The sequence below is a fragment of the Helicobacter sp. CLO-3 genome, from assembly GCF_001854545.1.
GTDB lineage: Bacteria > Campylobacterota > Campylobacteria > Campylobacterales > Helicobacteraceae > Helicobacter_B.
Window position 1 is genome coordinate 1 of record NZ_MLQN01000028.1, and the last position, 20,999, is coordinate 20,999.

The 20,999-nt window shown below is 42.7% G+C and carries 21 protein-coding genes; 13 read left to right on the forward strand and 8 right to left on the reverse strand.

The window, feature by feature from the left end; genetic code table 11:
- A partial coding sequence (locus BKN38_RS07705; protein ID WP_176754200.1) for a hypothetical protein occupies positions 1–254 on the reverse strand: 254 nt, incomplete at its 3' end.
- Positions 255–380: 126 nt separating this feature from the next.
- Between BKN38_RS07705 and BKN38_RS11170 the strand changes: the two genes are divergently transcribed.
- The gene (locus BKN38_RS11170) at positions 381–1,328 is read left to right on the forward strand and encodes a metallophosphoesterase (protein ID WP_066453242.1); all 948 of its coding nucleotides are present in this window, start codon (positions 381–383) and stop codon (positions 1,326–1,328) included.
- Positions 1,329–2,195: 867 nt separating this feature from the next.
- Positions 2,196–2,774 carry a hypothetical protein gene (locus BKN38_RS07720; protein WP_066458513.1) on the forward strand — a complete coding sequence of 193 codons (579 nt, stop codon included), beginning with the start codon at positions 2,196–2,198 and terminating at the stop codon, positions 2,772–2,774.
- 51 nt (positions 2,775–2,825) lie between these two features.
- Here BKN38_RS07720 and BKN38_RS10700 read toward each other — a convergent pair whose 3' ends face one another.
- Positions 2,826–3,089, reverse strand: a complete 264-nt coding sequence (locus BKN38_RS10700) for a hypothetical protein (protein ID WP_143000247.1) — start codon at positions 3,087–3,089, stop codon at positions 2,826–2,828.
- A gap of 230 nt (positions 3,090–3,319) precedes the next feature.
- On the opposite strand from BKN38_RS10700, the gene BKN38_RS07725 reads away from it, so the two are divergent.
- Positions 3,320–4,498 carry a pyridoxal phosphate-dependent aminotransferase gene (locus BKN38_RS07725; protein WP_066458510.1) on the forward strand — a complete coding sequence of 393 codons (1,179 nt, stop codon included), beginning with the start codon at positions 3,320–3,322 and terminating at the stop codon, positions 4,496–4,498.
- A gap of 35 nt (positions 4,499–4,533) precedes the next feature.
- Here BKN38_RS07725 and BKN38_RS07730 read toward each other — a convergent pair whose 3' ends face one another.
- Positions 4,534–4,803: a hypothetical protein gene (locus BKN38_RS07730; RefSeq protein WP_143000248.1), complete on the reverse strand. Its 270-nt coding sequence runs from the start codon at positions 4,801–4,803 to the stop codon at positions 4,534–4,536.
- Positions 4,804–4,827: 24 nt separating this feature from the next.
- Between BKN38_RS07730 and BKN38_RS07735 the strand changes: the two genes are divergently transcribed.
- Both BKN38_RS07735 and BKN38_RS07740 read left to right on the forward strand, forming a co-directional pair.
- A complete protein-coding gene (locus tag BKN38_RS07735) occupies positions 4,828–5,862 on the forward strand; it encodes a beta-ketoacyl-ACP synthase III (protein ID WP_066458503.1) in 1,035 nt (344 codons plus the stop codon).
- A gap of 61 nt (positions 5,863–5,923) precedes the next feature.
- Positions 5,924–6,763: a YggS family pyridoxal phosphate-dependent enzyme gene (locus BKN38_RS07740; protein ID WP_066458501.1), complete on the forward strand. Its 840-nt coding sequence runs from the start codon at positions 5,924–5,926 to the stop codon at positions 6,761–6,763.
- 49 nt (positions 6,764–6,812) lie between these two features.
- Here BKN38_RS07740 and BKN38_RS07745 read toward each other — a convergent pair whose 3' ends face one another.
- The 5 genes from BKN38_RS07745 to BKN38_RS07765 all read right to left on the reverse strand — a co-directional run bounded on the left by BKN38_RS07745 (position 6,813) and on the right by BKN38_RS07765 (position 11,434).
- Entirely contained in the window at positions 6,813–7,715 is a 903-nt protein-coding gene (locus BKN38_RS07745; RefSeq protein ID WP_371113558.1) for a glycosyltransferase family 8 protein, read from the reverse strand.
- Positions 7,716–7,870: 155 nt separating this feature from the next.
- Positions 7,871–8,065 (reverse strand): hypothetical protein, encoded by a 195-nt coding sequence (locus BKN38_RS07750; RefSeq protein ID WP_066458568.1) that lies wholly within the window; start codon positions 8,063–8,065, stop codon positions 7,871–7,873.
- A gap of 109 nt (positions 8,066–8,174) precedes the next feature.
- Complete coding sequence (locus BKN38_RS07755) at positions 8,175–9,134, reverse strand: ribonuclease HII (RefSeq protein ID WP_066458566.1); 960 nt, start codon at positions 9,132–9,134, stop codon at positions 8,175–8,177.
- A 76-nt stretch (positions 9,135–9,210) separates the two neighbouring features.
- Entirely contained in the window at positions 9,211–10,629 is a 1,419-nt protein-coding gene (gene gatB, locus BKN38_RS07760; RefSeq protein ID WP_233712909.1) for an Asp-tRNA(Asn)/Glu-tRNA(Gln) amidotransferase subunit GatB, read from the reverse strand.
- Between the two features lie 226 nt (positions 10,630–10,855).
- The gene (locus BKN38_RS07765; protein ID WP_066458556.1) at positions 10,856–11,434 is read right to left on the reverse strand and encodes a hypothetical protein; all 579 of its coding nucleotides are present in this window, start codon (positions 11,432–11,434) and stop codon (positions 10,856–10,858) included.
- A 110-nt stretch (positions 11,435–11,544) separates the two neighbouring features.
- Here BKN38_RS07765 and BKN38_RS07770 point away from each other — a divergent pair, with 110 nt between their 5' ends.
- From BKN38_RS07770 to BKN38_RS07815, 8 genes are all read left to right on the forward strand, one after another.
- Complete coding sequence (locus tag BKN38_RS07770) at positions 11,545–12,108, forward strand: hypothetical protein (RefSeq protein WP_070957769.1); 564 nt, start codon at positions 11,545–11,547, stop codon at positions 12,106–12,108.
- A gap of 250 nt (positions 12,109–12,358) precedes the next feature.
- The gene (locus BKN38_RS07780; RefSeq protein ID WP_082942620.1) at positions 12,359–13,981 is read left to right on the forward strand and encodes a type I restriction-modification system subunit M; all 1,623 of its coding nucleotides are present in this window, start codon (positions 12,359–12,361) and stop codon (positions 13,979–13,981) included.
- 234 nt (positions 13,982–14,215) lie between these two features.
- Positions 14,216–14,503, forward strand: coding sequence for a GIY-YIG nuclease family protein (locus tag BKN38_RS07790; RefSeq protein WP_066457206.1), 288 nt, complete (start codon positions 14,216–14,218; stop codon positions 14,501–14,503).
- A gap of 190 nt (positions 14,504–14,693) precedes the next feature.
- Positions 14,694–15,908 (forward strand): restriction endonuclease subunit S, encoded by a 1,215-nt coding sequence (locus BKN38_RS07795; protein WP_066457203.1) that lies wholly within the window; start codon positions 14,694–14,696, stop codon positions 15,906–15,908.
- Positions 15,909–15,978: 70 nt separating this feature from the next.
- The gene (locus BKN38_RS07800; RefSeq protein ID WP_070957770.1) at positions 15,979–16,392 is read left to right on the forward strand and encodes a hypothetical protein; all 414 of its coding nucleotides are present in this window, start codon (positions 15,979–15,981) and stop codon (positions 16,390–16,392) included.
- Positions 16,364–17,035, forward strand: coding sequence for a DUF2971 domain-containing protein (locus tag BKN38_RS07805; RefSeq protein ID WP_070957771.1), 672 nt, complete (start codon positions 16,364–16,366; stop codon positions 17,033–17,035). Before BKN38_RS07800 ends, BKN38_RS07805 begins: the two co-directional genes overlap by 29 nt.
- Positions 17,019–17,366: a hypothetical protein gene (locus BKN38_RS07810; protein ID WP_066457192.1), complete on the forward strand. Its 348-nt coding sequence runs from the start codon at positions 17,019–17,021 to the stop codon at positions 17,364–17,366. Before BKN38_RS07805 ends, BKN38_RS07810 begins: the two co-directional genes overlap by 17 nt.
- Before the next feature lie 131 nt (positions 17,367–17,497).
- Positions 17,498–20,617, forward strand: a complete 3,120-nt coding sequence (locus BKN38_RS07815; protein ID WP_066457189.1) for a type I restriction endonuclease subunit R — start codon at positions 17,498–17,500, stop codon at positions 20,615–20,617.
- Positions 20,618–20,999: the final 382 nt, after the last annotated feature.

Below are 20,999 nucleotides of genomic sequence, written 5' to 3' on the forward strand. Positions count from 1 at the left end.
GAGCGGGCGGACTTCTCGACGACTTGCTCTATATCGTGTGGGTCTATGCCTGTGGATGCGTAGGCTTTGGATTCTGTGATGTATTTTGTTTTGCTATCTTTGGCGCAGCTTGTGAGGGATAGGGAAAAAATGATGAATAGTAAAATAACTAAAATAGGCTGGAATCTAAGTATATAGGGGGGGGGTAATAGATAAAGGCATAAAGTGTCCTTTGGTGTGGAGTTTGGGTTGAAACAAAAGCGGTATTGTAGCATAAATTTGTGATGGCGTGAAGCGAAGTTGGTAAAAGTTTTGTAGAATGTGGGGCTAGATTGGCGGGCGCAGGGCAAAAGTAAGATAAAACAAAACAAATAAAACAAAAGCCAAAGCAAAGGTGCGAAATGGGACATATACACTTTTTTGGCGATACGCATCATAGTAGGGATATAGACAAAATATTTTTGCCAAAAAATTATAAAAAAGATGATTTTATCATTATTTGCGGGGATTTTGGCGTGCTGTGGAGTGATATAAATCCTACAAACAAAGAATCTACGCGCCCAGAATCTACGCGTGATGATGAGCTAGAAATAAAAAATAAAATCTCACGGCTTCCTTGCATGGTTTTGTTTGTCGATGGGAATCATGAGAATTTCAACCGCTTGGATAAGCTAAAGCGGGTCAAAAAGTTTGGCGGGGTGGTCGGCGAGTATATCAAGGGCAAATGCTACCACTTGCGGCGCGGCGAGATATACAAGATAGCGGGCAGGAGCATCCTCACGATGGGTGGCGCGCAGAGTATTGATAGGGAGTCTCGCGTGCCAAATGTCACTTGGTGGAGTGGCGAGGATATCGCAGAATCCGATGTTTTGCACGCGCTTGATAGGATAGATAGGCATCGGGGGGCGCTGGATTTTGTCGTGACGCATACTTGTCCGTTTTTGTTCCTTGATAAGCTGCGTAGATTTATGGATATAAGGCACAAGATGCATGATCCAAATATGCTGCAGCTTGAGCGGATTTTGGAGCATCTGATAGGGGAGGGGAAGAAGCCGAAGTTTTGGATTTTTGGGCATTGGCATAGGGATTATCGGTTTAGGGTGCAGGGGATAGAGGCGCATTGTCTTTTTCATACGATGCTGAAGGCTGGCGGTGATTTTGGTGCTGGCGGTGCTGGCGGTGGCGGCGGCGCTGGTGATTTTGGCGCTGGCGCTACCGGTGTTGGTGCTGGTGGTGGCAAGGCTGGCAGGGCTGGTGGTAGTGGTGGTGAGATCAGGCTTAGGCGGCGCGATTTTTACAAAGATATACGAAGGATAAAGGCACAAAGAGGCGCGTGGAAGGGGATGTAAGGAGGGGCGCGATGTGTCTGCTTTGTGCGCGCTTTTGGCTTTTTGGGCGCGCAAGGATTTGACTGGAGCTTGGTGAATTTTGCGCGCTTTTGGCTTTCTTGGATTTTGGTTTGGAGTTTGAGGAAGGTTGTTTTGTAGCTATTTAGCGCGCGCTAGGTTAGCGTTTGGTTGGGTTTGGCATGCTTTGGCTTTTGGATTCTGCAATAATTTAGAATCCGCAAATCGTCATTGCGAGCGCAGCGAAGCAATCTAAAAAATAAAAATCCGCAAGGATTTTTAGTCAAATAAAATCTTCGCGCGTCAGCGCGGCACCTTGAAAGGCTGACAGGGGTAAGGGGGTGCGGGGACTAGGGGGCGGTCTTGCCAATTTAAGCCCCCTGTCCCCCTGCAAAAAGCTGGCGACTAGCGGCAAGGATAAAGGCAATGGCAGAGTGACAAAAAACCAAATCCAAATAGCACCTTGTTTTTATAGATTACTAAAAGAGGCTACACTTTGCCTTGCTGTGCTCGCAAAGCACCAGCTTCTTTAAGCAATGACGGCTGGAAGTTTTGTCTAATTTAGAATCTAGGATATGCGCTTGTGCACGGAGATTTGATGTGATTGAAAATTTGCTTTGCAAATTTTGAATTCTGGCAAATTTTGTAAATCCGCCAGAATCTAGGTTTGGCGCTTGTGCGCCTTTTATTTGATTTTCGCAAGAAATTTACAAATTTCTTGCGAATGGATTGCTGATTAAAAGCCGCTTGAAAATCCATCGTAAATTTTTCGCTTCATTTACTAAAATTTCTAAAATATTGCCGACTAATCGGAATGATTTTTGCTTATTTAGCAAAATATTGAATATGCAAAATACGCAAGGAGATATGATGAATACTATCGGTAATAGCGATAATATGGGGCTAAACGAGCTTTTTACCTCTAGGCTAAACACGACGACAAAGCCGCAATCTAGCACGCCACAGCCCGGCACAATAGAGGCGAGCGAAAATCAAGATATGCTAGCATTTCTTAGCAGTCTTTCTGGTGCGAATGCCGCGCAAGCCACGCAAAAAGCGAGCGAGGTGGCGAACGATGTGGATAGCAGCGCGCAGGCGGATGCGGGCAAATCTAGGGTGGATTGGGTTAGCAAGATAGAGGATACTTTCACGCCGAGCAGGGAGCTGAGCGCTGCGATAAATGCGCGCGAGTATGTGAAAAATGGGCTGGCGGATGCCGATAGCTTCCGCTCGATGGCGCGCCAGCTGCAAAATGATGGCGTGCTAAACTGCGATGATATGATGGCGGTGGATTTTTTGAGCACCAAATCGCCAAACATCAGCCTCAAAGATTTTGACGCGATGATAAAAAATGACAGCCTAAGCCGCGAGATGCGCGGGCTAATCGCGCAGCTTGTGCAAAAGCTGCATATGGTGAATTATATAAGCGGCGGGTTGATGAGCGCGTAAGGGCGTTTGGTTTGGTGGTGGATTTGCTGGGGCTTGGTGCGTGTGAGTGGGCTAGATTCTAGCGCATGTGACAAATGCGGCGTGATTGGCAAGCGTGGCGCGATTGGTGGGCTTGGTAGAATCCAAAAAATAGCCAAAGAGGCAGAATCTAGATTCTCGCAGTTTTTGTGTGCGTGATTCTCGAAGATTCTGCACTTTTGTGATTCTCGCGGATTCTGCGCCATTGCGAAATCCCAAAACTGCCGACATCTCACACAAAAACAAAACCAAGCAAAACCGCACCGCGCCACACCAAAACTTTGCAAACCCTTGCAAAAACTTTCTCTAATTTTCCGCACAAATATTTTTCACAAAACATTTTCTTACAAATAAATATCTTTATAAAATCAAGATTCTGCTAAAATATCACAAATTTGGCTTTGGGTTGGCGCTAGAATCCGCGCTAGTCTAGCTCGCTAGATTCTCGCAAACGCCTAAAACAAGCGCCCAAAACAAGCGCCAAGCCTAGCCTTACGCGCACACCAAACCTTAACAAAAGGATAACCATGACACCAGCATACTCCACCCGCATCAAAAACCTCCAAGAATCCGCCACCATCGCTATCGCCACGCTTGCCTCCGAGCTAAAGGCAAAGGGGCAAGATATTTTGAGCTTTTCTGCGGGCGAGCCGGATTTTGACACGCCTCAAGCTATCAAAGACGCTGCCAAAGATGCGCTTGACAAAGGCTACACCAAATACACGCCAGTAGCCGGCATCCCCGAGCTAAAATCCGCGATAGCCGCAAAACTCCAGCGTGAAAACGCGCTAACCTATGCGCCAAATCAGATTCTAGTCAGCAATGGCGCGAAGCAGTCGCTTTTCAATGCGTTTGCCGCGCTCATTGATGAGGGCGATGAGGTCATCATCCCCTCGCCCTATTGGGTGACTTATCCCGAGCTTGTGTCTTATCATGGCGGCAAAAGCGTGTTTATCGAGACTTCGCCGGCTACTGATTTCAAAATCACGCCAGAGCAATTGCGACAAGCCATCACGCCAAAAACCAAAGCCCTAGTCCTCACAAGCCCTTCAAACCCCACAGGCATGGTATATACCAAAGATGAGCTAACCCAAATCGCCAAAATCCTAGAATCCACCAACGCCTACATAATCTCTGATGAAATGTATGAAAAGCTCATCTATGAAGGTAGCTTCACCTCTATCGCATCTGTGAGCGAGGACAGCTACCGCCGCACCATCACGATAAATGGGCTAAGCAAATCTGTGGCGATGACAGGCTGGCGCATGGGCTACCTCGCGTGCGCGGACACAAAGCTAGTCAAACTCATGACAAATCTGCAAAGCCAATGCACCTCAAACATCAACTCCATCACGCAGCACGCCTCTATCGTAGCACTTAGCGGCAAAGTCGATGATAAGATAGAATCCATGCGCCAAGCGTTTTTGAGCCGCAGAAACCTCGCGTGCGAGAAAATCAACAAAATAGAAGGCATCAGCGTCATCCCGCCACACGGGGCGTTTTATCTATTTATCGACATCTCAAAACTCGCGCGCAAAATGGATTCTATGGAGTTTTGCAAACAAGCGCTTGAAAAGGCTGGATTGGCGTTTGTGCCGGGATTGGCGTTTGGTATGGAGGGCTTTATACGCATGAGCTTTGCTTGTGGCGAGGCGCAGATAAGCGAGGGGCTAGATAGGCTAGAGCGATTTATCAAGGCGCTGTAATAAGGACTGCCAAAAATAAGGATTGCAAACAAAGATTACAAACTAAGGGTTGTGAGATGGGCTGGCTGCAAAATAGCTATAAAAGCGCTGGCGGATTCTGCCACTAGAGAATCTGGAGAGAATCTAGCGCGTAGATTATGCGTTGCGATTCTATATGTATTTTGCAAGAGGTATGATAAAATAACGAAATTTTTCGCGGTTTTGCGTAATGTCGCGTTATGTCGCGTTTTTGCACCGGTTTTTGCGCTAGCTTTTGTATCGGCGCGAGTGCTGGCTTGACGCGCGCCAATCCGCCAAATCGCCACACCCACAACCGCTAAGGAGAAAAAATGTATGCCTGCCTGCGCTCTATCGCCTCGTATGTCCCAGAAAATGTCATAACAAACCGCGATTTTGAAGAGATAATCGACACCAATGATGAGTGGATCACCAAGCGCACCGGCATCAAGACGCGCTATTTCGCCGCCAAAGATCAAGGCAGCAGCGATCTAGGCGTGATCGCTGGCGAGCTAGCAATGAAGCGCGCAAATATCGCGCCTAGCGAGATAGATTTGGTGATTTGCGCTACTTTGAGCCCAGATTATTTCGCGATGCCTTCCAACGCCTGCCTCATAAGCGCAAAGCTAGGCATCCATGATAAGCCCGCGTTTGATATAAGCGCGGCTTGCACGGGGTTTATCTACCTGCTAAGCATCGCCAAAAGCTTCGTAGAATCCGGCGCGTATCGCAACATTTTGATAGTGGGCGCGGAGAAAATCAGCTCGATTTTGGATTTCACCGATAGGAGCACTTGCGTGCTCTTTGGCGATGGTGCGGGCGCGGCGGTGATAGGCGCGACAGAGAATCCAAAAGAAGCGATAGTGGATGTGCATATCAGCGCGGATGGCGCGTATGCGGATCTGCTAAAGACGACGAGAGAAGGCGGCGGGGTGGATTCTGGCGCGCGTGGCGCAAGTCCCGCACCTTCTGATTCTGCGCCTTCTTGCCTGCGCGCTTTGCCTAGCGGCGGCAGATTGCATATGAGTGGCAATGAGATTTTCAAGCTCGCCGTGCGCACGATAATCGCCGATGCAGAATCCATCCTCCGCGCCAATGCTTTAAGCGCGCAAGATGTCACCTATTTCATCCCGCATCAGGCAAACTACCGCATCATCTCCGCTGTGGCAGAGCAGCTCGACTTCCCCGCTGAAAAGCTGGTGCTGACCGTGCAAAAATATGGCAACACCTCCGCGGCGAGCATCCCTATGGCTATCGATGAGATTTATACGCAGGGCAAGCTGAAGCGCGGCGATTTGCTGCTGCTTGATGCCTTTGGCGGCGGGCTTACTTGGGGTAGCGCGCTGGTGCATTTTGGCGGGCAATAGGCGTTTGGGCTTTAAGCACTTGCTAGAATCTAGATTTTGAAAAGTTTTGAGTGGAGCTGCAATGACATCCGCTGATACCGGCGCAATATCCGCCAACCTCGCCGCTATATCATCGCGCATCCAGCGCGCGTGCGAAAAATATGCCAAGGCAAATGGGCTAGATTCTCATAGCGCAGAGCTAATCGCTGTCACCAAATACCGCGATTTTAATGATATTTTGGCGTTGCATAGGCTTGGGGTGCGTGCGTTTGGCGAAAACAAAGTGCAAGATCTGAAGGCGAAAATGGCGCAGGTAAATGCGGTGCTTGGCGCTGGGGCTGCGAGTTTGGATTCTAGAGATTTTACAGATTTTACAGATTCTAGCGCGCGTCAAACAAAAAGCGATTCTGGCGCGCCACACACAAAAGATACTTTTGGCACTTCAAATACGAGTAGAGCGGCGGGCGCGCCAATAGAGTGGCATTTCATCGGCTCTTTGCAGCGCAACAAAATAAACGCCCTGCTTGCGCTAAACCCCACGCTCATCCATTCCATCGACTCGCGCGAGCTGGCAGCTGCGCTAAATGAGCGATGCACTAGGCTTGGCAGAATCCAGCGCGTGCTATTGCAGGTAAATGCCGCGAATGAGGCTAGCAAGCATGGCTTTAGCCTAGATTCTGCGCGCGATGCGTTTTTGCAGATCCGCGAGAGTGCGCCGTTTTTGGAGCTTTGTGGCATCATGAGTATTGGTGCAAATAGCGATGATATGGGCTTGGTGGAGGAGAGCTTCGCGCTGACAAAGGCGCTCTATGATAGCCTGCCAAATGTCAGCGTGCTGTCTATGGGGATGAGTGGTGATTTTGAGCTAGCTATCAAGCATGGCGCAAATATGGTGCGCATAGGCTCCGCACTTTTTGAGTGAAGCATGCGTATAATAAAGCATAGCTAAAGCGATTTGCTTCTTGCGATATTTACCTTGCTATTTTTTGTTTATATGGCTTTAGTATCCGCTTTGTGCCATGCAAAGCCTTATAAACAAAAGGTATATATTGTCGTAACCAGAATGCTATGGTTTCTTTTATATAGTTACTATATATCTCACTTCCAAAAGGTGTCATCTTGGCCACCCTCATCCACTCTTTTGCATATGGATGCACCACAAATTTGTTGTCTATTTTTATATAACTTTTAAACCATGGTTTGCTAAAAACAAAATGAACAATCTTTGGTTTGGTATTTGCGATTTCAAACTCGTCTTCGGAGATTGAGGACATTAACAACTTACCATGTTTTATTTGCGATGATGAATCGAATTCTAGAATCCTTTTATCTCGCCACTGCATATTCCAAGCAAAAGGCAACAGTTTTGTTTTGCCATAAACTATATAATTTAAAAAATCTTGATCGGCAACAACGCTTGTATCAAAAGAAAAAATATCATTAAGGGGCAGCCTTCTCCACTCTTTTATATTCATCATCATCACACCCGAGTTAAAATATTTATTTGTATCAAAATTATTTTTAAACCCAAGTTTTATAAATCTTTCTATATATACAGATTGCTCTAGTATGTCTTTAACCACAAGTGCAGTGCTACCCTCAAAATCCACATCCCAAAGCTCTCGTATGTCGCACATTACTAACGTATCTGTATCTAAATATAGGGCACGCTCTGCGCTTTTATCAATAAAATCCGCTATTAACAATCTAAAATATGCAGCAAAATTTTTATGTTCCCCATAAGCACACAAACAATTAAACCTCTCTTGTGAAGTATAATGCGTGATAATTTGCGTAGGAAACATAGCGCTTAGATTGGATTCTAGGACTTTAAGCTTTTTGGCTGTCTTATCTGATAGCGGCTCGGTGATGATATGGAAGCAAAATGAGGTGATGTTAGATTCTACGCCTTTAGATCCTGTTGTTTTTGTTTTAGAGTTTTGAGATTCTATGATATTTTGTGTGCTAGATTTTATTTGTGGTTTTGGTGTGGATTCTGCTTGAGGCTCGCTAGAATCTGCACTAGATTCTATATGTTTGCCCCCCCCCCGATAGAAATGGCGCTATTTGCATTATCTACATCATTTATATTGCTAGATTCTAGCTTTTTATTGATATTTGCGATGATACTTTGTATCGTCACTGCAGCATATTTGACATAGTTCTCATCACAACCAAAAAATACATGTGCTACTTGGTTGTTTGCATTTTTAGCTTGTTTCATTTATGGCTCCATTTTGGTGGTTTTATTGCAAAAATAAGTTGTGATTATAGTAGAAAAATTGCTAATTTGGCAATAAATCTAGGTTTAAGCAATTGATTGAGCCTATATTTTATTTATCCCAGCGGAAGGTTTGGCGGTGGTGCGGGGTGGTGCCGAGTGCTTTTAGCGCGTCTATGTGGGATTTGGTGCCATAGCCGGCGTTGTCTTTTAGCCCATATTGCGGATAGCGCGCGTCAAGCTCTAGCATCTGCGCGTCTTTGGCGCATTTGGCATATATCGAGGCGCTTGAGATTTGCGCGACTAAATCATCGCCTTTGATGATAGTCTCTAGCTGCAAACGCGCCGGGATCCGCGCGCCAAAGGTTGAGTTGCCATCCATATATATGCGGAATCTTTCGCTGTTTTTATGCGCGGTCGTGCTTTGGGATTGTGGCGCGATTTTGGATTCTGGTGCGCTAGAATCTATCGCGCTAGAATCTAGCTCGCCAAAATCTACCGCGCTAGAATCTGCCAATCCAGAATCAGCCAGCTTGGAATCTACTTTTGCGCTAGCGCTAGATTTTGGATTGGCTCTAGAATCTAGATTTTCATAATATGAAAATAAATCTATATTTGGATTCTTACCAGAATCTACTTTTGCAAAACCCGCACTAGAATCCACTTTGACAAAATCCGCGCGCGTATCAAAATCCACCACGCTAGAATCCGCACTAAAACCCGCACCAGAATCCACGCCAAAACCCGCGCCAAGCCCCCTCTCATCTATCCACGCACAAAAGCGCGCGGCTATGGATTCTATCGCCTCTTTGATGCACGCGCTTATCCCGCGCTCATCGATATCTACGGCACTTTTTTCTATCACGACAGCGCAGATTTCACCGCTAGATTCTAGTGCCTTTAGCGCGCCCAGAATCTCAAAGCGCCTTTTTTTCGCAAGCTTTTTGCTATCCTTGACGCCGATCGCCTTCAACCGCGCAGCCACCGCCTCATCGCACGCCACGCCAGCGACATACATGCTCCCGCACAGACACCCGCGCCCCGCCTCATCTATCCCGCAGACAAACGCCATTTTTGCCTCTCTGAAAGCGCGCTCTAGGCGCTTTTCCTAAATACTAGCACCTTATTTTCGCGCCTTATTTTGCGCGCTATAGCCGCTCTTTGAGTAGCTCATTTACGCGTGCAGGATTTGCGCCTTTGGCACTCTTCATCACCTGCCCGACAAAGAATCCAAAAAGCTTGTCTTTCCCGCTTTTGTATTCTGCGACTTTATCGGCATTTGCCGCGATGATGGATTCTATCGCGCTGATGATTGCGCCATCATCATTTACCTGCGCTAGCCCCATAGACTCGATGAGCGCATCCACATCGCCACCTTTTTGCTCCACCAGCACATCGAGGATTTCTTTGGCACTTTTGCCACTTATCTTGCTAGATTCTACGCGCAAAACAAGCGTGGCTAAAGTTTTAGAATCTATCCCGCAAGTTTGCAAGGTATTTTCACCCTTTAATCGTCCTAAAAGCTCGTTTGTAAGCCAGTTTTGCGCACCTTTTGCGCTCGCACCTGATTCTAGCATGCTTTCAAAAAACTGCGTAAGCTCTAGCTGACTGATTAGCACCTTTGCCTGCGCCTCGCTTAGCCCAAAGTCCGCCACATAGCGCGCGCATTTAGCATCTGGCATCTCTGGAATCCGCCTGCCCTCACTCATCAATGCTTCATCAATAAACACTGGCAACAAATCAGGATCCGGGAAATAGCGATAATCCGCCGCTTCTTCCTTGCCGCGCATGGAGCGCGTCTCGCCTTTGGCGGTGTCAAAAAGGCGCGTTTCTTGCACGACTTCACGCTCATATTTGCCATCTTCCCATGCTTCGATTTGGCGCGCAACCTCGTATTCTATGGCTTTTTGGATAAATTTAAAAGAGTTTAGATTCTTTATCTCCACGCGCGTATAAAGCTTGGTATCGCCTTTTGGGCGGATTGAGACATTCGCATCACAGCGGAAGCTCCCTTCTTGCATATTTGCATCACTTATACCCAAAAAGCGCACGATAGAATGCAGCTTTTTAAGATATGCCACCGCCTCGCTAGAATCTCGCATATCCGGCTCGCTGACGATTTCAAGCAATGGCGTGCAAGCACGGTTTAGATCCACTTTTGAGACATTGCCTTCATGGATATTTTTGCCCGCGTCTTCTTCGAGGTGCGCGCGCGTGACGCCTATCGTTTTACTGCCATTTTCTAGCTCGATTTCAATGTTTCCGCGCCCTACGATTGGGATTTCATATTGGCTGATTTGGTAGGCTTTTGGCAAGTCGGGGTAGAAGTAGTTTTTGCGCGCAAAGATGGAGTTTTGGTTGATTTCTGCATTTATCGCGGTGCCAAAAGAGACCGCCTTTTTCACCGCTTCGCGATTTAGCACAGGCAATGCGCCCGGAAGCCCCAAACAAGTCGGGCAGACATTTTTATTTGGCTCATCGCCAAAGCTTGTCGCACAGGAGCAAAAAATCTTGGTGCGCGTGTTTAGCTGCACATGCACTTCTAAGCCGATGATGGTTTCAAATATGGTATTTGCACTCACTTGATATCCTTTTGGTATTTGGCCGGTGATTGGCTGTTGATTGGCTTTTGACGCGCGATTATAGCAAAAGCGGCTAAAATTTTGCATTAATCGCGTGGCAATTTGCGCTTGCTATGCTTGCATTAATGCTTGGTGGGAAAATGTGCGCGGATTTGGATTCTGGCGCTTTGGATTCTAGCGTTTGGCGCGCTGGGTTCTCGCGCGGCTTGCTTTAGCTGGCATTTTCTGGCGGGTGCTTGATGCGAAACAATATCACGCTAAGCAGGCACACCATCACGCCCGCGATGTAGCCGATGACGCTGAATGTGTGAGAATCCATAAGCACCACCAAAAGCGCGCCAAGGATGATGTAAGATGCGAGCCGATACAAGCCAAAAGAAAGCTGGATGCCTAGGAAAAACTTCGACACAGGCGAGGGTTTGGCGAGTTCGGCAGTGTCGCTGGCGTCTTTAGAATCCTTAAAATCTTGGGCGGTGCTGGCGCTAGATTCTGGCGTTTGGCTGGCGTTTGGCGTGCGAGAATCCAAACTGGAATCCGCGCCGGAATCCGCCCGCGCTTCATTACCCGCACCCGCGCCGCTCGTGTTCGCATTTGCCACATCTCTATCTAGCCGCTTTTTTAGCGTGTAATACGAGCTGATGACGACCAGAAATGTCGAGAAATACGCCGCTTCAAAGCTTATCGCGTGCATCCACCCGCGCAGGAAAAAATACAGCAAAAACGCCGCGATGAGATTGATAGACCCTAGGATGATGATGCATTTGTAGCAAGTTTTTAGCTCTTTTAGCATGGCCAGCACTCCTTATTTGTGTCGTTGGCATTCAAGTTGCTTGGCATTTAGCCATTTTTTACAGACTTCATTATAGAATGATACAAAAATTCCGCGCAAAAGGAAAAGCCATGTCGCAAAAAATTCTGCAAAAATTGCCACAAAAAACCTCGCAAAAATTGCCACAAATATTTTTACAAAAACTCGCGCAAAAATTATCGCAAAAACTACCAAAAACCACGCCCGCAAAAATATTTTTAAATATTTTTATAAATGCACCCAAAAATATCAATTTCAAAAAAATATTACAAAAATCGCTAATTTTTGCACTTTTTATAAACACCGCCAGCGCACTAGAATCCAACATCATAGAGATTATGCAAAATCTCCAGCACGACTCTGACCTCATCCGCAAGGGATTTTTCCTCGACAAAGAAGACATCATCAAAGAAGGCATCCAAAAGCACAAAGATGATTTTAACGCGCTACAAAAATTTAATATCGAGGTGTTTTTGGATAGCACCACGATGAATTATTCGCCTATTATGAAGTCATTTATGAGCAATATCGTCGAGCAGCGCATCGCGCTTGAAAACTTTTTGGCAAAAGGCTACAAACTGCGCGCGTATGAGGCATACCAGCAGCTAAACCTAAACTGCATGAAATGCCACGCACTCTCGCGAGAATGGAAATAACGCCAAAAGTGGCAATAACGCGGAAATATAAACCCGCTTGCTATCATGCAGCAAAAGCCAGAATCTGATTTTAATTTCGCACACGCCAAACTTTCATCGATAATCTTAGCCCGCGCCAAAGCCTTAGCGCAAGCCACAATAGCCAAACATGCCAACCAAATACGCAAACACGCAAAATACAATAGACAAAACAGCAAACAAACGCTAAAATACGCGCCACAATCAAACATGCATAAATAAAGGCAAACACATGGCAAGCGCAAAAAACACACGCAATACGACAAGCACCACAGAAAGCACCACAGACAACACCAAAGAGACAGAGCGCGCAGAGCTGCATCGCACTATCTGGAGCATCGCCAATGACTTGCGCGGCAGTGTCGATGGCTGGGATTTCAAGCAATATGTGCTAGGAATGCTTTTTTATCGCTATCTTTCTGAAAATCTTGCCAAGCATATCGATGACACCCAAAAAGCAGCGGGCGAAGCGGATTTTGACTACTCCAAGATGTCAGATGAAGAGGCAGAGGTAGCAAGAGATTTTCTTATCAATGCAAAAGGCGTTTTCATCCTGCCAAGCGAGCTTTTTTGCAATGTAAAAGATAGGGCAAGCAAAGATGAGAATCTAAATGTCACCCTAGAATCTATCTTTAAAAACATAGAAAAATCCGCGCAAGGAAGTGCGAGCGAAAATGATTTTAAAGGGCTGTTTGATGATATGGATGTCAATAGCAAAAAGCTAGGTGGCACTGTAAAAGAGCGCAATGCCAAGCTAGTAAAGCTCATAAATGGCATAGCAAGCATGAATCTAGGCTCTTTGCAAGGCAATACGATCGATGCTTTTGGCGATGCTTATGAGTATCTCATGTCGATGTATGCGAGCAATGCAGGCAAAAGCGGAGGCGAGTTTTTCACCCCGCAAGAAGTATCCGAGCTTTTGGCTAGGCTTACTATCCTTGGCAAGACAGAAGTAAATAAAGTCTATGACCCAGCTTGCGGCTCAGGCTCGCTATTATTGAAGTTTGCCAAGATTTTAGGCAAAGAAAATGTCCAAAATGGATTCTACGGACAAGAGATAAACCTCACGACTTACAATCTTTGCAGAATCAATATGTTTTTGCACGACATCGGCTATGATAAATTCAACATAGCGCATGGCGATACGCTCACCGCGCCTTCAAAGGAGCATATCGACATCGAGCCATTTGAGGCGATCGTCTCAAATCCCCCATATTCTATCAAATGGATAGGCGATGATAATCCTTTGCTTATCAATGATCCGCGCTTCGCGCCCGCTAGCGTGCTGCCACCCAAATCAAAAGCAGATATGGCTTTTATCATGCATGCACTCTCATGGCTTGCGAGCAATGGCACGGCGGCTATCGTTTGCTTTCCGGGGATTATGTATCGCGGCGGCGCAGAAGCAAAAATCCGCAAATATCTTATAGAAAATAACTTTGTAGATTGCATCATCCAGCTGCCTGCCAATCTTTTCTTTGGCACTTCTATCGCTACTTGCATAATGGTGCTAAAAAAGTGCAAAAGTGAAAACTCGACGCTTTTCATCGACGCTACGCAAGAATTTATCAAAGTCTCAAATAACAACAAGCTAACCGATGAAAATATAAATAATATCCTCAAAGCCTTTAAGACTAGAAAAAACAAAAAGCATTTTTCTAGGCTAGTGCATAATGATGAGATAGCCAAAAATGACTACAATCTCTCTGTAAGCTCATATATCGAGCAAAAAGACACGCGAGAAATCATAAACATAGCCGAGCTAAATAATGAAATAAGCCAAATCGTCTCAAAGGTAAATGCCCTGCGCGATGGCATCGATGAGATCATCGCTGAAATCGAAGGAGGCGCATAGAATGTCATTGCGAGCGACCGCAGGGAGCGCGGCAATCTATTATATGGATTGCTTCGCAACTGCGTTGCTCGCAATGACGGTGAGGGACGGAATAGAGTCGTCATTGCAAGGATTTTTCCCGTCATTGCGAGGAGCGAAGCGACGAAGCAAACCAAACCGCAAAATCGTCATTGCAAGCGGAACGAAGTGGAACGCGGCAATCCAAAAAAACACCAAAAACAAAAGGGAATATAAATGAAACAAGCCTATATCTACATACTTTTTAATAAACCAAATGGCACGCTTTATGTAGGTGTTACAAGCAATTTAATTAAAAGAATATACGAGCATAAAAATAAAGTTGCAGATGGATTTACTAAAAAATATGGTGTGGATAAGTTGGGATATTATGAAATTTTTGATGATATAGAAAATGCGATTTTGCGAGACAAGCAGCTTAAAGGCGGAAGTAGAGCAAAGAAATTAGAGCTTATTATAAATTCAAATCCAAATTGGAGAGATTTATATGAGGATTTGGTATGATTGTTAAATGGTTATTATGCGCGGATTATTTTTGTAGATTGCTTCGTCAGCCTTTGGCTTCCTCGCAATGACAAAAAAAGTTTGTGGCAATAAAAAGACGGAATCGTCATTGCGAGCCTTTCTCCTCCCGTCATTGCGAGGAGCGAAGCGACGAAGCAATCCAAAAAACACCAAAAACAAAAGGAATAAAATGCCTAGCAAATTACAAAAATTGATAGAAAAATACCACCCCGATGGCGTGGAGTTTGTGGAGCTGGATGGGGGATGTGAAAAAATTTTTGCGGGCGGAACGCCAAAAAGCACTAATGCAGAGTATTATAATGGCAATATTCCTTGGTTGAGGTCTGGAGAAATTAATTTTAATTCTATTGTAAAAACTGAAAAAAATATTGCGGAACTTGGATTAAAAAAATCCTCAGCAAAATGGATTAGAAAAAAATCAGTCTTGCTCGCAATGACAGGGGCTACAGTAGCAAGAAGTGCAGTAAATGAAATAGCGCTTGCTGCAAACCAGTCTGTTTGTGCGCTAGAAGTTGCGGAAACACTAAATTATAAATTCCTATATTATTTTTTAGCAAATAATTATCAAGATATTAAAGATAAAGGGCAGGGCATATTGACTAGTCTTAACTTAGATACAATTAAAAGAATTAGAATCCCGCGCCCTCATATAGAAGTCCAAAAAGAAATAGTCAGAATCCTAGACGCATTTACAGAATTAACAACAGAATTAACAACAGAATTAACATTGCGCAAAAAGCAATATGAATACTATAGAGATAAATTACTAAGCTTTGATTTTGCACCAAATACAAAGCTATATAATCTCTATAAAAAATACCACCCCAATGGCGTGGAGTTTAAGGAGCTGGGGAAAGTGTGTGAGATTCTCGATAATCTAAGAAAACCTGTTGCAAAAAACAAAAGAGTTGCTGGAAAATATCCATATTATGGAGCAAATGGAATTCAGGACTATGTAAATGACTATATTTTTGATGGTGATTTTTTATTGATTGGGGAAGATGGAAGCGTAATAAATAAAGATAAGAGCCCTGTATTGCATTGGGCGAGCGGAAAAATATGGGTCAATAATCACGCGCATATACTAAAAGAAACGCCACTAGTCAATTTAAGATTTGTATATTTTTATATGCAGACAATCGATGTAAGTAGTATAGTTATGGGTTTGCCCCCAAAAATCAATCAGCAAAATTTAAAGCAAATAAAACTTGCAATCCCTCATGAAGAAATCCAAAAAGAAATAGTCAGAATCTTAGATAAATTTGACACTTTGACAAATGATATAAGCGAGGGCTTGCCAGCAGAGATAAATTTACGCAAAAAGCAATATGAATACTATAGGGACAAACTTTTGACATTTAAAGAAAAGCCTCGGACATCATAAACATAACACAAAGGCGATGCAGAATCTAGATTTTGCATGTGGTATAATATAAATATTTTGGGAGATAATAATGGCTAAGAAAAGATTCTATCGGCTAAGAAGTATAGAGAGGGTTTTGGGTAAGGGTGAGCTGGAAAAACAAGAGATTTATTTCGCCAGCCCTAGCGAGCTTAATGACCCTATGGAAGGATTTAGGAATATTGTTTTTAAGGGCGATGAGATTGTCTGGCAAAATTTTTTCAAATATTACCTTGTGTGCTTGGAAAAAACTTTTTTTGTTTGTGAGGTTTTTCGCAATACAAATAATTTTAATGTTGAGGATTATATATCTATTAATCCTAGAGACAATCACTTTATGATGCCAAATATACACCATGATGAAATTTATAAAGAGTTTATAAAAAAATGTGGGGGGGTTTATAAAAAAACTTGCAAAGAGGGCGGCAAATATTGGTATGGAGGAGCTAAAAACATATTTCAATAAAATTCATCTCATTGCACTTCAAATAATACATAGCAAATATGAAAAATTAGGCTATATAAACTATATAGAAAAAGCCGATTCTAGAATGCCAAGTATTAATATGGATACCAAAATTATTGATGTTATGGAAGAAAAAATAATTACCTATGGAGGATATTATAAAAAAATCATCCATATTTCTTGTCATATAGATGATGCTATAAAATGGTATACAAAATTAAGCACTATAGAGTTGGTAAGCAACCCAAAATACAACAACAGCTCTTTCCTTTTTTTTGATTTTGTGAATTTTTATTTAAAAAGTATAGAAAAATTTATATATCCAGAATGCTACATTGCTAGCTTCATGGAGGAGTGCCACAATTCATCTGTGTGGGGACATTATGCAAAAGGGCATAGTGGAATATGTCTGATATTTGAGGTTGATGAAAAAATAGAATTGGAGAAGGTAAATAAATCTAACACCAGCTCAAATGAGCGCTGTTTGGAATTCAAAGAAGTTATATACAATGATGATTTTGAAGAGATTGATTTTTTTAATATGCTTTGGGGGATGTCAGATGCAAGCCTATATCGTTTTTATAGCGATGAAAATGGCAATTTGAGCCCAATAGGAAAAACAATTTATGCAAAATATAGATAAAAATAGAGATGAATATTGGCAACACATATACAGGGAAACGACGAAAAAGACCAAGGATTGGGAATACGAAAAAGAATATCGACTTATAATTGATAGTTTTCTAAATGATAGCTTGCCAAACGAAGAAAGGATATACAGATATCGTTTTAGTGATTTGCATGGAATTATCTTTGGCATAAATACTTCTGAAAAAGATAAAATAAAAATTGCAAAAATAGTTAAAGAAAAATGCAAAACTGAAGGAAGAAAGGATTTTGTATTTTATCAGGCTTATTTTTGCCAAGTCAATAAAAACATACAACACATACCTATTTCTATCGCAAAAGTTTAGTTATCCAAAAGGATTGCTTCGCTTCGCTCGCAATGACGATTCTGTGGTATGGATTGCTTCGGATTCTGCGAATCCTCGCAATGACGAAAAAGGGCTCGCAATGACAAACAAAATCAGCATAAAGGAAAATCATGAAATCTTATAGCCAAATAGCAGCTACCAATCAAAGCACCGTAGTAGCAGAATACACACCAGAAAAGCGCAACTCTACAAGCTATCAGTCAGAAGCGGAGCTTGAAGCGCATTTTATAAAAATGCTTGAAAATCTAGGCTATGAATATATAAATATTACTGATGAAAAAAATCTGATACAAAATCTAAGAGTGCAAATAGAGGGGCTAAATGATTATAAATTTAGCGATAGTGAATGGGGCGAGTTTTTCAAAAATAATATCGCTGGGAGCAATGAAAATCATATCGACAAAACGCACAGAATCCAAATGGACTATATCCAGAATCTAAAAAGAGACAACGGACAAACAATCAATATAAAACTCATCGACACCAAAAATATACACAATAATAAATTGCAGGTCATCAACCAATACAAAGAAGAAGTAAGCAAGCACAAGGCGAGATATGATGTGACGATTCTGGTCAATGGGCTGCCTTTGGTGCATATCGAGCTAAAGCGCAGGGGCGTATCTATACGCGAGGCTTTCAACCAGATAGAGCGATACAAAAGGGATAATTTTGGGGCATCAAGCGGGCTTTTTGAATACATACAAATCTTTGTCATCTCAAATGGCACAAACACGAAATACTACTCAAACACGACGCGACACAGCCAAATCATCGAGATGCAAAACAAAAATGAAGCTAGCAAAAAAACGAGCAATAGCTTTGAATTTACTTCATTTTGGGCGGATGCAAATAATAATAAAATCCCTGATTTGGTGGATTTTACAAAAACATTTTTTGCAAAGCATACGATTTTGAGCGTTTTGACAAAATATTGCGTGCTTACAAGCGAGAATCTACTGCTGGTGATGCGCCCATATCAGATAGCAGCAAGCGAGCGGATTTTAAACCGCATCGAAATCGCCAAAAATTATAAAAGGTTTGGAAGTGCTGAAAGTGGTGGCTATATCTGGCATACAACAGGCAGCGGAAAAACGCTCACATCATTTAAGACAGCACAGCTGGCTAGAGAGATAGAAGGGATCGATAAAGTGCTCTTCGTCGTGGATAGGAAGGATCTAGACTATCAAACAATGAAAGAATATGATCGCTTCGAAAAAGGCGCAGCAAACTCCAACACTTCAGCAACAATCCTGCAAAAACAGCTAGAGGATGACAACTGCAAAATAATCATCACGACAATACAAAAGCTTAGCGTTTTTATCGCGAAAAATAAAGCTCATGAGGCGTTTGGCAAACATATAGTTATTATTTTTGACGAGTGCCATCGCTCGCAATTTGGCGAGATGCACGCGGCGATTGTAAAAAGTTTCAAAAAATATTATTTGTTTGGCTTTACTGGCACGCCGATTTTTGCTGCAAATGCCGGAAGTGGTGGAAAGGCAGTTTTAAAAACCACGCCCCAAGTGTTTGGCGGCGAACCAGATGAAGAAGGCAAGCCTACACAACCGCTACATGCTTATACTATCATCGATGCTATCAATGATAGAAATGTTTTGCCCTTCAGAGTCGAATATATAAATACCATAAAATCAAAAGAAAATACCATAAAATCAAAAGAAAATACCATAGATACAAAAGTAAGAGATATTGACACAAAAGAAGCACTAAAAAACCAGCAGCGTATCAGCAATATCGTCGCCTATATATTGGAGCATTTTAACCAAAAAACAAAAAGGGATGATAAATCCTATAGCTTCAATAAACTTCAAAATATCAAAGAAATAGCCAAAGCAAAAAATAAAAATACCATAGAAGAGAAAAAAGACAAAATCATGATGAAAGGATTTAACTCGATTTTTGCCGTTGAGTCTATCGATTTTGCCAAAGAATATTATGCGGAGTTTAAAAAGCAAATGCTACAAAAGCCAAACAAAGCTTTGAAAATCGCTATAATCTATAGCTTTGGCGTCAATGAGGGCTATCAAGATTTGCTAGATGAGGAAAATTCCGAAGATACAAGCGGGCTTGATAAAAGCTCGAGGGATTTTTTGGAAATGGCTATTTGCGATTATAATGCGGCATTTAAAACAAACTATGACACATCTGCAGAAAAATTTCAAAACTATTATAAAGATGTGTCGCTAAGGATGAAAAATCGCGAGATTGATTTGCTAATCGTGGTGAATATGTTTTTGACAGGCTTTGATGCGACGACGCTCAATACTTTGTGGGTGGATAAGAATCTAAAATATCATGGATTGTTGCAGGCATTTTCTAGGACAAATAGGATTCTAAACTCTATCAAAACTTTTGGAAATATAGTCTGCTTTAGGAATCTTGATGCAGAAACAGAAGAGGCGCTAGCACTTTTTGGCAACAAAAATGCAAGTGGTATAGTGCTACTAAAAAGCTTTGGCGAGTATTATGAGGAGTATGAAAACTTAATCCAAACATTGCCAGAAATCTACCCGCTAGGAGAGCCTATCGCAGGCGAGGAGGATAAAAAAGAGTTTATAAGGCTGTTTGGCAAGATTTTGCGGCTAAGAAATATTTTGTCTGTGTTTGATGAGTTTGTGGGTGATGAGCTGATTTCTGATAGAGATTTGCAGGATTATCAAGGTGTTTATGTCGATATGTATCAAGAGGGCAAAAAAAGCGATAATGCCGAGAAAGAAAGCATAATAAATGATGTCGAGTTTGAAATGGAGCTCATCAAGCAAATCGAGGTAAATATAGACTATATCATCGCTTTGGTCGTCAAATATCATGAAAGCAACTGCAAGGACAAAGAGATAGTAAGCGATATAAATAGAGCCATCACTTCATCCCAGCAGCTAAGAAGCAAAAGAGAGCTTATCGATGGCTTTATCGAGAAAATCAATGCTTCAACTGGCGATATTTATGATGAATGGATGCAATACGCGACGCAGCAAAAAGAGCTTGAGCTCGAAAAAATCATCCAAGATGAAAGGCTGGATTCTGATGGCGCTAAGAGATTTATAAATAATTGCTTTAGGGATGGTTTTGTAAAGACGACTGGCACGGATTTGGATAGCATAATGCCTGCTATGTCGCTATTTGGCGATAAAGGAAAAGAAAGGGCGCAGAAAAAGCAGGGCTTGATTGATAGATTTTTGGCTTTCTTTGAAAAATATAGCGATATTTAGACAAGATTCTAGTGATAATGACATGGGTTTGATGCGATTTGTGGTAGATATTTGGGTGATTTTTGTGGGATGTGGTAAGTAAGAAAAAGCAAAATGGTGGAGTCGTGGGGAATATGATATAAATGCACTAATAGGCCTATTTAGCGTTATTTATATGCTTCTATGATTGCTACAGTTCCCTTAAAAGTTCCCAAAAGCTAAGCCAAAGTAAAATTGCATTAATATAAAAATTTAAACTAAAATTCAAAGAATTTTAGTTTAAAAATACAAATCTGTCAAGTAATTTTGTCAAAGCCAAAATTACCAACACTGCTCTTTGCGTGGGCTAGCCACACAAAGAAATGCTGCTTTGATAAATGCTGCGCTAACACTTCGCATTTCT